The organism is Rheinheimera pacifica (genome assembly GCF_024809855.1).
In the GTDB taxonomy this organism is placed as follows: Bacteria; Pseudomonadota; Gammaproteobacteria; order Enterobacterales; family Alteromonadaceae; genus Alishewanella; species Alishewanella pacifica_A.
On record NZ_JANUEM010000003.1, the window covers coordinates 272,841 to 289,398 of the forward strand.

3 protein-coding genes are annotated in these 16,558 nt (G+C 52.3%); all 3 read right to left on the reverse strand.

Going from position 1 to position 16,558, the window contains the following annotated elements; genetic code table 11:
* Positions 1-5 precede the first annotated feature (5 nt).
* Genes M2404_RS06570 through M2404_RS06580 form a run of 3 tightly spaced genes read right to left on the reverse strand, consistent with a single transcriptional unit; the run spans position 6 to position 16,238 of the window.
* A complete protein-coding gene (locus tag M2404_RS06570; RefSeq protein WP_259238933.1) occupies positions 6-6,329 on the reverse strand; it encodes a non-ribosomal peptide synthetase in 6,324 nt (2,107 codons plus the stop codon).
* Positions 6,330-6,331: 2 nt separating this feature from the next.
* The gene (locus M2404_RS06575) at positions 6,332-12,820 is read right to left on the reverse strand and encodes a non-ribosomal peptide synthetase (protein ID WP_259238934.1); all 6,489 of its coding nucleotides are present in this window, start codon (positions 12,818-12,820) and stop codon (positions 6,332-6,334) included.
* A 34-nt stretch (positions 12,821-12,854) separates the two neighbouring features.
* The gene (locus tag M2404_RS06580; protein WP_259238935.1) at positions 12,855-16,238 is read right to left on the reverse strand and encodes a non-ribosomal peptide synthetase; all 3,384 of its coding nucleotides are present in this window, start codon (positions 16,236-16,238) and stop codon (positions 12,855-12,857) included.
* Positions 16,239-16,558 lie beyond the last annotated feature (320 nt).

Genomic DNA, 16,558 nt, shown 5'->3' on the forward strand with positions numbered 1-16,558 from the left:
TGTACTTATCCGGTTATCTCAGCCATCAGGGCCAATAGTTCATCTTCATCTACGGTCTGCAATTGCAGTTCATCCAGCCGGTTTGCCAGCTGATCCAACTGCTGATAGGCAAATAAGTCGCCCAGTGCCAGTGGCAGATGCTCGCCAAACTGGCGGCGGATCAGCGCCAGCAGTTTCATTGCCAGTACCGAATTGCCGCCAAGGCGGAAAAAGTTACTGTGACGGTTGCCGACGTTAATACCCAGCAGTTGCTGCCACAGGTTTGCCAGTTGTTGCTCGGTGGCGGTTGCCAGATCCTGCTGTGGTTGCTGTTCGGTAAGTTCGCGCTGGCGCAGTTGTTTTTTGTCTACCTTACCGCTGGGTGTGGTGGGCAGGGCATCCAGTTGCTGCCATAGCGTGGGCACCATATAGGATGGCAGCCAGGCTGTGGCATGTGCGGTCAGGGCAGTTGTATCCAGTACTTGCTGTGCGGTGAAAAAGGCTACCAGTAATGGCTCACCGTTACCGGCCTGACACAGTACAACGGCGCAGGCGGTAATACCGGCATAGCGTTCAGCAACAGCTTCTATTTCGGTCAGTTCGATGCGGTAGCCATGTAACTTAACCTGCTCATCCAGCCGCTGCAGATAAAGCAGGCGGCCATCGGCCAGCTGTTTTACCAGATCACCGGTGCGGTACAACCGTTCCTGGCGGCCGTTGTGCCATTGTTTGGTGATAAAGCGTTCGGCTGTCAGTTCGACTTTGCCGCGATAGCCCAGCGCCAGATTGTCGCCAGCAATATACAGTTCGCCTTTGCTGCCGATGGCAGCCAGTTCTGCTGCGGCATTCATCACATACAGCCGGTTGTTGCTGATCGCCAGGCCGGTGCTGATCTGGTTAAGGTTAGCGGCAGTGATTTGCTGGCATGATACCCATACGGTTGCTTCGGTTGGCCCGTACATATTCCACAGTTGCCGGCCCTTATCCAGCAGGCGTTGCGCCAGTACTCTGGGCAGTGCTTCGCCGCCTATCAGCATGGTTAAACCGGGCTGGCCGCTCCAGCCGGATTCCAGCAGCAGGCGCCAGCCGGCCGGTGTGGCCTGCATAATGCTGATCTGATGTTCATGCAGGTGCCGGGCTATGCTTTCGCCATCACGGTTTTGCTGATTTGGCAATAAGACCAGACTGGCACCGTGTAACAGCGGTAAAAACAGCTCCAGCACAGAAATATCGAAAGACACCGGGGTGACCGCCAGCAGCTTGTCTGTTGCACTGATACCGGGCTCGGTTGCCATCGCATGCAGAAAGTTCAGCATACTGTGCTGGCTGATTTCCACCCCTTTGGGCAGGCCGGTGCTGCCTGAAGTATAAATGCAGTAAGCCAGCTGTTGTGGCTGATGCTGTAACGGTGGCAGCGCTGCTGCTGTTGTCTGTTGCAGTTGGGACAACAGCAGCACTGGCGCGCCCTGTAATGCCATCCTGGCTTGCAGTTCAGCGGTACTGATAATGGCCCGTACCGCTGCATCGCTGACAATATATTGCAGGCGTTCCTGCGGGTAATCCGGGTCCAGTGGCAGATATGCCGCCTGACAGCGAAAAATAGCCAACAGGGTTATGATCAGCTGACTGTCCCTTGGTACACAGACGGCAACCAAATCACCGGGGCGGATACCGGCCTGATAGAGGCTGGCTGCCAGAGCCTCGGTTTCGGTTTGCAGCTGCTGATAGCTGAGCCGGCGATCTGCAGCAATCAGTGCCTGTTTATCGGCATAGTGGCCGGCAGTAGCGGCAAACCAGCTACTCAGATTATCAAAGGCCGGTGTGCTGCCAGGCTTGCTTTGTGGCAATAACGTCATAAAGGCAGCCTGTTGTTCCTGCTCCAGCGCGGCTAACGGTCGGGCCGTATCGTGGCCAAACTGGCCGAACAGTTGTTGCAGACGCGTTACCATCAGTTCAACGGAAGCCGGCAGGAATAAGTCTGTGCTGTATTCGATAAAGCCGCTTAAATTGGTGCCCTGTAACGTTAAACTGAAATTTAAATCAAAGCGTGCGCTGTGGTTATCACTGTCGGGCATTGCCAGCGACAGCTGCTCGGTAACCGCAATTTCATTTTCGGCGGCAGCAGTGCTGTGGTTAAAGTTGAACAGCACCTGGAACAGCGGATTATGGCTGGTACTGCGCCCAATATTCAGTAGCTGCAGTAATTGTGGCAGCTGGATCTGCTGGTGCTCAAAACCGGTCAGAATGTGCTGTTTGACTTGTGCAACCAACTGCTTGCAAGTCATCTGCGGCTGCCATTGCAGCCGGACAGGCAGGGTGTTCAGCAATAGCCCGATCAGCTCATCGCATTGTGTGCTGTCGCGGCCTGAAACCGGTATGCCGATAACAAAATCGTCCTGGCGGGAAAATTCATGCAGTAACTGGCCACATACGGCGAAGCTGAGCATGTAAAGCGAGACGCCAAGCTGCTCTGCCTGCTGTTTTAATGCGCCGAGCGTGTCCGCCGGAATAGTAAAACGGCAGCGGCCACCACGGAAACTCGGTACTGGCGGACGCGGGAAATCCGTTGCCAGCTCCAGTAACTGCGGCACATCTTTTAACTGCTGCTGCCAGTAATCCAGTTGCTGTTGCTGCCATTGCCGGTAGTCGGGATGCTGTTGCCACAGCGCCAGATCTACCATTTGCAGCTGAGGTTTTGCTGCCTGCCAGTGCTGTTGCTGCACCAGTTTCCGGTAGCCCTGACACAGCTGACGCAGCAGTAGCTGGAAGCTGCTGCCATCGGCATTTATATGGTGCATAACAACACCCAGCGCATGGCTTTGCGCTGCCAGCTTATACAGTATGAAGCGGTAAGCCGGTGCGGCAGTCAGATCAAAAGCGGTATTGGCATCTGCGGCAAAGCGCTGTGCCAGCGTCTGTGGCATTGCACTGAGATCCTGTTCGCTGAATTGCAGCTCTGCCGTGTGATGCAGACGCTGGAACACAGTACCGTTGTTTTCAGCGTAGATGGTATAAAATGCCGCCTGCTGCTGGCAGATCTGCCGTAACACCTGCAGCAGGCTGGCTTTATCCAGCTCGCCGTTCAGTTGCAGCAGCATAGGCATGTTGTAGGCAGCGCCGCTGCCGTCCAACTGATGCAATACCCACATTTGCTGCTGGGCAGATGTCAGCGGAAAGGTGCTTTGTTCCGGCTGGCGCAGTAACGGTACGGTACGCTGACTACCGGTATGCTGGCGTACCAGCTGGGCCAGAGCGCGGATAGTGGGTTGGGCAAAAAACTGCCGCAGGCTGATATCACTGTGCAAGCTGTCTTTAATCCGGGCCAGCATAGACAGGGCCAGCAGTGAATGACCACCGGCACTGAAAAAGTTCTGCGTCATTTGCAGCTGCCGGCCGGGCAGTAACTGTTGCCAGATCTCCAGCAATGTATGCTCAATTAAATCATTGCCGGCTGCTTGTTCATCGGTATTGCCGGTTGTTTCCGGGCGCGGCAGCCTGGCTGTATCAACCTTGCCCCTGTTGGTAAGCGGCAGGGCATTGAGCAGTATAAAGTGCTGTGGTTGCATATAGTCCGGTAACAGCGGTTGCAGATACTGCTGTAATGCAGCCGGATCCAGATTGTTGCCGGCAGCAACCAGATAAGCCACCAGCTGTTCCGGTTCCAGTACCGTAACATGGCACTGCGCGACAGCACTGTAGCGCAGAATTTGCTGGCGGATGCCCTCCAGCTCAATGCGGTAGCCGCGCAGCTTTACCTGCTGATCATTGCGGCCGGCAAAGCAAATATTGCCATCGTCGAGGTAGTAGGCGCGATCTCCGGTGGCATACAGCCGTTCACCGCTAAGCGGGTGGTGGATAAATTTACCGGCGGTCAGTTCAGGCTGGTTATGATAGCCCAGCGCCAGGTTATCACCGGCAATATACAGCTCTGCTGTAACCTGTGCCGGTACCGGCATCAAATCAGTGTCCAGTACATACAGCCGGTTCGGCAAGATGGCTTTGCCGACAGGCACTGCAGCCAGTGCCTGATCCTGCGGCACAACCTGATGCACGCTGCAACTGATGGTTGCTTCACTGGGACCATAGGCATTGAACAGCGCTACCTGCTGCGAACGGCTCAGGCTGAACCAGCTTTGCACTGCTGCTCCGGTTAACTGCTCAGTACCGATAATGATCTGACGGATGCTGGCAGGCAGTGGCTGCTGCGTCTGCAGTAAAGTACTGATCCAGCTGTGCCAGTAGGCGGTAGATAAACTCAGATGTTCAATCTGGTACTGTTCAACAAGTTGCTGCAGCCGGGCAAATGTCAGTGCCTGCTGCTGTACCGGCAGCAGCAGGTGACAACCGGCAATTAATGGCGGGAAAATTTCTTCCAGCGCCAGGTCAAAGGATAACGCTGAGCTCTGTAAACTGGTCCGGCACTGGCTAAGCTGATAGTGCTGCATCATGCTGCTGGCATGGTTGCTTAATGCCTGGCGGCTGATAACAACCCCTTTCGGGGTACCGCTAGTACCGGAGGTATACACCAGATAAGCCGGCTGGTCTGGTTTGGTTTCTGCCAGCACACTGTGTAACAGTGTGGCTGGGTTTAGCTCTATCAGAATGCCATCCGTTGCCGGTTGGTCAGTCAGCGTCAGGCTGGCCTGGCTGTCGTGATATAAAAACTGCTTCCGCTGGGCACTGATGCCTGGTTCAATAATGACAAAGCAGCCACCGGCAGCCAGTACTGACAGCATAGCAACAATAGCCTGCAACCTGTGCTGACAACTGATTGCGATGACGCTTGTGGTTGCCAGCCCGCTTTGCTGCTGGTTTTGTTGTAATAGCGCGTTGTAATGCAGAACCAGCTGCCATAGCTGCTGGTAACTCAGCTGTTGCCCGCTGTCTGTCAGTGTCAGGGCATGCTGTTGCGGTACACTGCCAGCTGTTTTTGCCAGTGCCGCCATCAGATCCTTGTCTGTTGCTGCAGGCAACGGTGGGTAGCTGAGTAACTGTTGCTGCTGCGTTAAGGACGACAGGGCCAGTTGCGCCAGCGGACGTTGCGGTTGCTGGATCAGCTGCTGTACCACCTCAGCGAAGAAATCGGTATAACGGCTGATGTCCTGCTCGCTGAATAAGGCTTTGTTATATTCAAAATAGCCGTGATAGCCGCCTTGCTGGCAGGTCAGTTCCAGGGTCAGATCGAGTTTGGCATAGTGGCGCTGGATGGCACAGCTTTGCCAGTTGTCTGCAGAGGCGGCTATGGCATCTTGCAACGCGTTATAAGAAAACATCACCTGAAACAGCGGATTGCGGTTTATGTCGCGTTCCGGTTGTAACAGTTCAAGGATCTGTGAGTAACCCAGTTGCTGATGGGCCAGGCATTGATAAAACTGCTGGCGTAACTGTTGTACGTATTGTCCGGCAGCCATGTTGCTGTCAATGGCTGCCGGCAGCAATAAGGTATTGGCAACAGCAGCCACGAAGTGCTTCAGCTGGGGCTGATCGCGGTTCAGCACCGGTGTGGCGACAATAAAATTGCGCTGGCCGCTGAGCTTATGCAGCAGGATATTAAAGCAGGCCAGCAGCAAATTAAAAGGCGTGATGTGCTGTTGCTGACAATACTGGCTTACTTGCTCGGATAAATCGGCCGGTAAGCTGAAGTAATAATAGTCGCCGGTGTTATCAGCGCTGTCGGTATGGCGGCTTAACTGTAGCTGGTATTCGCAGTGCTGCAGAGTGCTCTGCCAGAATTGTTCTGACTGCAGCGTTGTTGTCAGTTGCTGCTGTTGCAGATATTGCTGCATATCTATTGCGGGCAAAGGCAGCTGTGGCAGCGGTTGTCCCTGCAACTGGCGGTACAGGCTGTGCAGTTCTGACAGGATCAGGTTTAATGCATAGCCATCTGCCACGATATGGTGAATACACAGCGTTAGCAGGTATTGCTGTTGTGGTAACTGGTATAGCGTGCAACGGAACGGCAACTGTGATGATAAGGCAAAACCTTGTCTGGCATCGGTACTGGCCAGTGTTTTGGCTTCGTTTAGTGTTGCCACTTCCATCAGTTTTATCAGCGTGGCAGGGGCAGGCACTGTGTATTGCCTGGGGCCGTTGCGGGTGTTGATAAAACGGCTGCCCAGCGCCGGATGGCGCTGGGTTATTGCGTGCAGTGCCTGTTGCAGTAAGCTGATGTCAAGCGGCTCTGTAATGAACTGGGCTTTAAAAATATTGTTCAGGCCACTGGCGGTATCCAGTTGTTCGATAAACCAGAACCGCTGCTGGGCAGCCGATAATGGCAGCAGGTTGCCCAACTGCTGTTTGGCCTGCGCCAATTTTTGCAGTTTTTCTGCCCGTGTTAGAGAAGCCGTCATATTCAGTTCTGCTCCGACAGTGCAGATAACATAGCGTCAAGCTCGTCGTCAGATAAGTTATCCAGTTCATCGGCAACTGACACTGCCGCTGTTGCCGGGTTTATCTGCGTTGTAGCAGGCGGTGCACTTTGTGGTTGCTGCTCTATTAATATTGCCAGAGCGGCAATAGTAGGCTGCTGGAAGAAATCCAGTAAGCTCAGGCGCACGCCAAATTGCTGATGAATATCGGCGATTACTTTTACTGCTACCAACGAGTGACCGCCCAGACTGAAAAAGTTCTGCTGCACGGTGATATTGGTTTTACCCAGTACCTGGCACCAGATCTGTTCCAGACGTTGTTCGGTTTCTGTCGCTGGCAATTCGGCTTCACTGGCTGGCAGCTCGGTGCTGCGCAGATCCAGTAAGGCTGTTTTGTCAATTTTACCAACAGCGGTTAACGGTAATTGTGCTAACAGGCTGATGCTGGCCGGTTGCTGGAACGGCTGTAATTTTTGCCGGCAATAGGCCATCAGCTGCGCACTGTCGATATCACCGGCGGTACTGACGAAAGCGAATAAGGTTTTCCCCAGTAACGGATCATCATCAACCACCACTGCGGCCTGACGAACCTGCGGGTGCTGGCGCAGAATTTCTTCTATTTCCAGTACTTCAACCCTAAAACCACGGATCTTAATCTGGTTGTCACGCCGGCCGGCAAAGCACAGCAGACCATCTTTACTGTAGCGCACTAAATCGCCGGTACGGTATAAACGCTCTGTCCGCTTAAACTCACCTTCGCCCAGTGTCAGTTCGATAAAGCTGTCGGCCGTAGGTCCGCTAAGCCCTAAATACCCTGTCGCCAGACCATCGCCTGCCAGATAGAGTTCGCCCGTGGCGCCATAAGGCAGTAGCTGTTGCTGCTGATCCAGAATATAACCACGGCTGTTGCTGATGGCATATCCCAGCGGCACAGCAGGCAGTTGCTGCCATTGCGCCAGGGTGTCGGCCTGCATCCGGTAGCAGTATGAAAAGGTCGTGTTTTCGGTTGGGCCATAACCGTTGATCAACGTCAGTTGCGGATATTGCTGCAGCATGGTGTGCACTTTTTCCGCCGAGATCACATCGCCGCCGGCCAGTATGGTGTGCAGTTTATGTAATGGACGGCCCGCGATATAGTCGGCGAAAGTATGGAATAAACCGGCGGTCAGCCACAGGATACTGATGCTGTGCTGTTGCAGGCTGTGTTCCAGTGTTTCCAGCGTCAGTTTGGCTTCTGCCGGTACGACCAGGCAGGCGCCGTTTAGTAAGGCTCCCCATATTTCCAGCACGGAGGCGTCAAAATAAACCGAAGAATGTTGCAGCAGACGGTCTTGTGCCGTAATTGTCAGGAAGTTGCTGTTTTTAACCAGACGGATAATGGCCTGCTGTGGTACGCAAACGCCTTTCGGCCGCCCTGTGGTGCCGGAAGTATAAAGTACATACGCCTGTTGCTGTGCGGTGGAATGGTCAAAGCAGGGTATGGTTTCTGATGTCTGTGCCGGTAACGGCAGCACAGTAATGGCGGCCGGACAGCCCGGCAGCTGTTGCTGCTGCGACAGGATCAGCGGGCTGCTTTGCAGCTGCAAATCGGTATACATTGCATTGAGACGGTGTTCACCGGCATTTAAATCCAGTGGCATATAGCTGGCACCCAGCCGCAGACAGGCCAGCATTGCCGCATACAATTGCATGCCAGCCGGCAGCGCCAGGCCGACAATCTGCCCCGGCATAACCTGATGCTGTTGTAAGTAACTGGCCAGTTGCAGCGAGCGTTGCTGTAGCTGCAGGTAGCTGATTTCACCTGCCTGTGGGCAAATTACCGCCAGCTGTTGCGGCTGCTGTGCTGCCTGCTGGTCAAATAACCCTGGTACGGAACCGGCAGGTAATGCCCGGGCGCTATCATTCAGTGTGAACAGCTGCTCCTGTATGGATTCAGCACTGACAGCACACAGCTGGTTGATCGGTAATTCCGGCTGTCTGGTCAGGCTGTCCAGCAGTTGCAGATACGTATCGATCATATCCAGAATGGTTTTGCGGCTGAACAGTTCTGTGCTGTATTCCCAGGTAATAACGGCATAGGCCGGACGTTCGCTTACTTTACCCACCCGTTGTTCTGCCTGGGGGGCGACGATTATATTCAGATCCAGCTTGGCCGATTTATTGGTTTTCACCTGAGCGAAAACTTCCAGCCCGCCAAAGTTAAGTTCAGGCACTTCGGCATCATGGAAGCTGAACATGGTCTGAAACAGCGGGTTGGCATGGCCGGTTCGGCTGGGGCAGAGTTTCTTCACCAGATGTTCAAATGGCATATCCTGATGTGAATAACCGCCCAGACAAGTGGTTTTGACTCTGTCCAGTAACTGCAGGAAGCTGGGGTTGCCGCTGAGATCGGTGCGCAGCACTATGCTGTTAACCATCATACCGATAATCGGCTGCAGTTCAGGCAGGCTACGGGATGCAGCACCGGCACCGACGCAGATATCGGTTTGCTGCGAGTAACGCGACAGCATCACGTAATAGGCCGCCAGCATCGTCATATACAGCGTGTAGCCTTGTTGTTTACCGAACTGGCGTAACTGGCTGTATAACCCGTCCGGCAGATGGAACATTTCCGAATCGCCACGGAAGCTGGGCACGGCAGGCCGGTTATAATCGTATGGCAGAGCAAGTTGGGTAGGGCAATTAGCCAGCTGTTTCAGCCAGTACTGTTCCATCTGGCTGAAATAGGGGCCGCTTAATACTTCACGTTGCCACAGGCAGAAATCGGCATAACTGATGCTGAGCGAGGGTAATACATGAGCTGTGCCTGCCAGTTTGGCCTGATAAATGTGTTGCAGTTCTTTCAGGAACAAGCCGACTGACCAGCCATCATGCACCAGATGGTGTTCAACCTGGATCAACTGATAGAGGTCTGTATCCAGTTGCAGCAGTTTCCATCTGATCAGCGGCAGTTCATTGACGTTAAAAGCAGTCTGGCTCAGTTCTTCAAGCAAGTGCTGGGCATGGACTTTCTTATCCTGCTCATTTAAGTGCAGCAGAGATTCAAGTTGCAGCTCCACTTCGAACGGTTGCTCAATACGCTGATAGGGAATGCCATCCTGCTGATGGAAACTGGTATACCACAGCTGCTGCCTGGCAACGATTTCTGTCAGGCTTTGTGCCAGCAAATCAACTTGTAGCGGACCTTTCAGCCAGAAACTGAGCTGGAAATTATACGCGGTATTTTCGGGTTGCAGTTGCTGTAAGAACCAGACTCGCTCCTGCTGAAAGGACAATGGAATATCACGCTGGTGCAGGTAGGGTTTGATAGCCGGCAGTGTAAATACCTGCTGTTCCTGCGCTTGTTTTTGTTGCAGTAATGCAGCCAGCTTACCCAGTTCCGGCTGCTGGAAAACTTCGGTAAAACTCAGGTTCAGTTGCAGATTGTTGCGTACTTCGGCAATCAGCTTGGTAACCAGAATAGAATGGCCGCCAAGGCGGAAAAAGTGGCTGTCGGTTGTCAGCGGTTGATCTCCAAGTAACTTCAGCCAGATCTGGGCCAGTAAATCCTGATAGGGATCGGTAAAGCAGCTGATCTGCACAGGTTCGGCCTGTGGTGCAGGCAATTGCTTGCGGTCATATTTACCGGTCAGGGTTTTAGGCAGGCTGCTCAGTTGTACCGATGCTGCCGGCAGCATATAGTCGGGCAACAATTCGGCCAGAAATTGCCGGATCTGCAGATGTGACACCGGTACTGCTGCTACATAGTACGCTGCCAGTTGTCTGCTGTTATCCGGCCGTGAAAAACTTGTCACCACACATTCACTGATATCAGGGTGCGTAGACAACGCCTGTTCAATTTCCCCCAGTTCTACCCGGTAACCGCGGATTTTTACCTGGAAATCTTTACGGCCCAGATAAAACAGCTGGCCGTCCTGGTAATAGCCCAGATCACCACTGAGGTACGCCAGCTCTGCTGTTGGCAGGCGGACGAATTTTTCTGCAGTCAGGCCGGGCTGATTCAGGTAGCCCAGTGCCAGCCCGGGGCCGCTAATGGCTATTTCACCGATACAACCCGGGCTGAGTAACTGTAAATGCTCATTAACGATATACAGTGCACTGTTATCAATGGCCTGGCCGATAGGCAAAGCCATAGTGCCGGCCGGATACTGGCTCAGCTCGGTACGGCTGGTAATAACGGTGGTTTCGGTCGGGCCGTAGGTGTTATACAAAGCAGGCCGCAGCTGATACTGCCGGCAATAATGCTGCCATTTTTTAAGTACGCCGGGCAGGGCTTCTTCGCCGCCGATAATAACGCTTTTAATCAGCGGGCTCAGTGCTATTTGTTCCTCTTCCAGCATGGTTACCAGATGCATCCAGTATGCGGTAGGCAGGTTAAGTATGGAGATTTGCTGCTGCTGTAAAAACTGGTTGAAACTGGCCGCAGAGCCCAGCACGTTATCGTCTCGCAGGATCAGGCAGGCATGGCTGAATAAAGTGGGATAAATTTCTTCAATAGCCGTATCAAAGCTGACGGATGCAAATTGCAGTGCATGATCGGCTGCACTGAGCTGATAGTACCGGGCAGCGGACAACGCATAATGGCACAGTGCACCGCGTGACACTGCAACCCCTTTGGGGTTACCGGTAGAGCCGGAGGTATAGATCACATAAGCTTCAAGCTGGTTATCAAATACGTTGTCTGCACCGGGTTGCGCTGCGGGTGGGCTACTCAGCAGAGTTGCACTTAACCAGACTGGCAGTTGATCTGCCTCTGTCTGGCTGTCACTGATCAGCAATGCGACAGCGGCATCCTGCAGGATAAATTGCTGCCGCTCCTGTGGCATGGCCGGATCAATCGGTACATAGCTGGCACCGGCCTGTAAACAAGCCAGGCTGGCCAGAATAAATTCCGCTGAACGGGATAACCGCAACGCCACACGTTGGCCCGGACCAATACCCTGAGCGGTCAGTTGCTGGCGCAGTGTTTCAACATGCCCGGCCAGTTGCTGATAACTGAACTGACGGTTGCCATCTACGATAGCAATCCGATCTGCCGCGGTATGCAGCTTTTGTAAATGCACTGCCAAATTGGCCTGCATTAGCTGTGGCTTGTGCGGGCCGCGGGCAATCAGATCCAACTGCTGGCGTCGTTCGGGGCTTAATAAATTCAGCCTGGACAGGGGTTCTGTTGCCTGGGTCAGGCACAGTGACATCAGTTCCTGGTAGTTATTCAGCAATAGCTGAACTTCATGCTGGCAGTAATGCTTGCTGTCAAAACTGGCCCAGATAGCGATGCTGTCTTTGGCGCCGATATATAATGTCAGCGGATAATGGCTTTGCTCGGCACCTTGCTGTTGCTGCATTAACGGCTGTTGTTCGGTTTGTCCGGTAATCAGTTTTTTCGGGAAATTCTGGAATATAAATAAGGTAGAGAATAACGGGTCTGTTACCGGCAGCTTGATACTGGTTTTAATTTGTTCCAATGAGACAAAACCATGCTCCCAGCCTTCTACCAACTGTTGTTGCTGTTGTTTCAGCCAGTTGATAAAGGTCAGTTCCGGCTGTGTTTTAATATAGGCAGGTAAAGCACTGCTGAAGAAACCGGCCGTGCGCTCGATACCTTCAACTTCTGCCGGTCGGCCGGATACTACCGCCCCGATAATGCTTTGTGTCTGGTTGGCGGCCAGATTATTCAGGTAACCGAACACACTCAGCATAAACACGTTCAGCGTAATACCATGCTGGCGGCAGAACTGTTGAATTTGCTGGCTGAGTTCAGTGCTGATTTGATGGCGGTAAATATTCTGCTCGTGGCTGGCAACCCGCTGATTGCTCTGATGTTGCAGATGCAACGGAGTGGTTGGCTCACTGTCGCTTAACAGCTGTTGCCAGTATTGCAACGATACTGCCTTATCGCGGCTGAGTAACCATTTAACATAGTCTTTGTATTCACCGGCCGGTGGTAACACTACCGGTTCGTTAGTTAACAGCTGGTGCAGAATAGCTTCAACTTCATTGCTGATCAGCGCCATTGACCAGCCATCAAGTTGCAGATGGGTAAAGCTGAAAATAAGCTCGGCGCTGCCATCTGCCAGTTTAAAATAATCCATCTGTAGCGGTGGCCGTTGTTCCAGCTGGAGTTTGAGCTGGCGTGCACGTAGCGCCAGTTCTTTGATGCTTTGCCGGCTGTCTTCTTTATCCAGATGGCTTAAGTCATGCTCTGCCCAATGCAGGGATGCATCTTTGAGGACAATCTGAAACGGCTGGGATTTGTCCTGCCAGCTGTAAATGGATCTGAGTGCCGGATGGCGGCTGATAACATGCTGCCAGGCTTTTTTCAGCTGAGACAGGCAGATGGTTTTATCAATGGTAAATCTGAGTTGCTCACGGTAACTCAGATCGTTGCTGTCGGCATTCAGCAAATAGAACAACAGTCCGGCTTGTGTAGGGGACAACGGATAAATAGCAGCAACATTCGCAGTTGACTTCATGGCATGGGTCCTGATTCTTATTCTTGTTATTTAATCAATGTGTAGAAAATTCACGCAAAATAGCAGCCAGATCATCGTTTTCAGCACCGTCTGGCAGTAGCATGTCGATGCCATCAATCTGCATTTCGGTAACGTTATCCGTTTTGGGCGCGATTAATTGTGGTAAGTGGCTTGTCAGTTCCTCTATGGTCTGATAACTGAATAACAGCTTATTATTCATGTCATAGCCCTGATCCCGCAGGAAGCGCACGACTTTAACCGAGGAAATAGAGTCACCGCCCAGCGCAAAGAAGTTGTCGGTAATACCGATTTCAGGCTGGCCGGTAAGCTGTTGCCATAACCCGACCAATTGATGCTGCAAGTCGGTTTGTGCCGGTACATGAGCTGTTTGCCGGCTTTCTACCGTTAATGCCGCCAATGCTTTGCGGTCGATTTTGCCGCTGGGGGTCAGTGGCATGTTTGTCATAGCAATGATGCGATCTGGCACCATATAGGCAGGCAACTGTTGCTTAAGCTGTAATTGCAACTGTTGTTCGCTGTACATCAGCCCGGATTGTTGCAGGCAGTAATAGCTAATCAGGCTGCTGCCGGTACTGTGCTTATGCACGACAGTGGCAGCTTGTTTCACACCGCTCAGGCGTAACAAAGCGGCATCAATTTCTGCCAGTTCAATTCTGAAACCGCGTAACTTGACCTGATCATCATTACGGCCCAGGCACTGCAACTGACCATCCAGTGTCAGGCGGCCCAAATCACCGGTCAGGTAGGCACGTTTTTCACCTTCAGCCGTCATTAATGTAATAAAACGGCTTTGCGTTAATTCAAGCTGGCCGTAATAGCCAGCGCTGACACCGTCTCCGGTAATGGCAATTTCGCCTGTCTGACCAACCGCACAAATTTGGTGGGAAGGGCTGACGATAAACACGCCGGTATTGGCAATTGGCTTACCGATGGTAATTTTGTCCGGATCGGTATTGTTCAGCGCCGCGACGCAGGACCATACCGTGGTTTCGGTCGGACCATACATGTTCCATAACGCAGCGGTTTTCTGCTGCAGGCTGGCGGCTAGTCCAGCAGGCAAAGCTTCGCCCCCGGTCAGTGCGGTTAAACCGGAGTGACCTGCCCAACCGGCGTCAAGTACACTTTGCCAGCCGGCCGGCGTGGCCTGCATCAGCGTAATGTCGCCTTGCTCCAGGCGCTGGCGCAGGCTGAAGCCATCGCGTTGTTCCTGGGCAGCAATAACCAGACAGGCACCGCTGAGCAGCGGTAGAAACAGTTCCAGCACAGAGATATCGAAAGAGATGGCGGTAACGGCCAGCAATTTATCACGGCTGGTTATTCCTGGCTGTTGTTGCATAGAGTGCAGGAAATTCACCACATTGCGATGGCTGATCTCTATACCTTTGGGCTGACCGGTAGAGCCTGAGGTAAAGATCAGGTAAGCCGGAGCCGCACTGCCCAAAGACGTAACCGGCAATCCGGCTGTTTGCTCTGTGTGCAGTAAGGTATCTGGTGACAGGCTGACTGCTGCGCCAACTAAAGCGGCGGCATCTGCAGAGTCGCTAATCAGCAGTTGGCATTGCGAGCGCTGGAAAATATAGTGTAACCGCTGTGCCGGGTAGGATGGATCTAACGGGACATAGGCTGCTTCAAGTTTCATTAATGCCAGCATGGTACAAACCATCAGCGCTGAGCGATCCAGCATTAAGCCGACATGGTCACCGGCTTTAACGCCCTTTTGCGCCAGTGCTGCCGCCATACGCTGGCTGTACTGTTCCAACTGGCGGTAAGTCAGGCTTTGCTCGGCTTCTATTGCTATATTGTCTGGTGTGGCGGCAGCCTGCTGGGTAATTAACTGATCCAGGCGCAGCTGCTGTGGGTAGCTGCTGGCCGTGGCATTAAATTGTTGTTGCCGCTGCAGATCCTGTGCGGTAACCAGGCTGATATGGGTAAGCAAAGTAGCCGGCGACAGGATAAAAGTATGCAGGAACTGACAGAAGGCCTGAGCCAGCTGTTCCATACTGGAGTGATAAAATAAATCGGTTTTGTATTCAAAACTGAAGGAAATATGCTGTTTGCTGACGTTGGCATGTACAGTCATGTCATATTTGGTGTTATGTCGGGCAACCGATAACGGCGCTGCCGTACCTGCACTGTTGCTGCTACTTTCCTGTTCCAGCATATGCATTGAAAACAGGATCTGAAACAGCGGACTGTATAGCGGACTGCGTTCAGGTTTTAATTTATCCAGCAACGCTTCAAAAGGAACCGTCTGCCAGTCGAGTAAATTCAGGCTCAGTTTACGAGCCTGCTGCATAACATCCAGACAGGTCATACCGGCAGAAAACTGACTGCGTAACACTGACAGGTTCAGGAAACAGCCGATAACCTGATTAAACTTGTCCTGTGGCCGCAAAATACTGGGCGTACCCAGCACGATATCGTCACTGTTGCTCCAGACGCTGAGAAATGCAGAAAGTGCGCCCTGAAACAGCATAAAAGGCGTCAGTTGCTGTTGCTGGCACAGTTTGAATGCCGCTTCTGTCAGTGCAGGTTCAAGGCTGACTTTATATTGTGCTGCTGCATTGCTGGTGTCTGGCCGGTATGGCTGGTCCAGCGGCAGGCTATGCAGAGCCGGGGCATCAGCCAGTTGTTCGGCGTAGGCGGCGAGATGTTGCTTAAAAGCATAAGAGCGTAAATGCGTTTGCTGCCAGTAGACATAGTCGGCATATTGTACTTTCGCTGCTGTTTGTTGTGGTTGGGTGCCGTCACCCAGCAGTTCGTTCAGCAACTGGCTGACGGTGCTTTCATCTACCGCAATATGATGCAGGTTAAGGTACACAACGGCATGTTGCTGGGCCAGGCGGAAGAAAACGGCCCGTAACGGCAAATGCTGGCTCAAGTCGAATTTAAGCTGGTTATCTGCACTTATGCGGTGCTGGGCTAACGCAATTGCCTCGCTATGTGACAGGTGGGCATAGTCTTCAACCGCAACTTGCAGTTTATCTGCAGACTCGATTCTTTGATACAGCTTGCCGTCTTGCTCGGTAAAGACACAACGCAATACGTAATGGCGGGTAACCATCGCTTTCAGGCGTTGCATCAGCAGTGTTAAGTCGACAGGGCGTGACAGGATAAGTGCGACAGGGATATGAAATTCAGTACTGCCGTTTTCCAGCTGATCGATAGTCCAGATACGCTGCTGGCTGGTTGATACCGGTATCGGCTGACTGTAGTCCGTCATCCGCGCAGCTTGCTGCTGCAAATAGTGCAGAATGGCATCCTTGTGTTCCGATAACTGCTGCAGTACGCCTTTGTTTGGTTGCGGCTGGTAGGCGCGATAGCCTAATTTGCCATTTTCCAGAAACAATTCAATATCATGCTGTTCTGCTTTGCCGATCAGATGCTCAATATTCATAGTAATCACTTACTACAGTGCGCGCTGCACTGAGGCTCCCTTGCTGCCGATAATTTTGTGTCAAAATTAAAATAAAAAACTGATTTATTACTCTAATTTGTATTTATATTTATTTTTTATGGTTACGACTTTAACCAAAATAATTATTCAGTCAATAAACGTTAACTAAAATATATGGTTTATGCTTATGTTGCTGTAATGAGTGCTTTACGGATTTGGTATTTATATTTGGTTAACTACCTGATTGAAAAAAAAGTGCTATTAGCTGATTATGTCCTGATAAAAAAATTATAAATAAAGTATTTTTAAGGGACTATCTC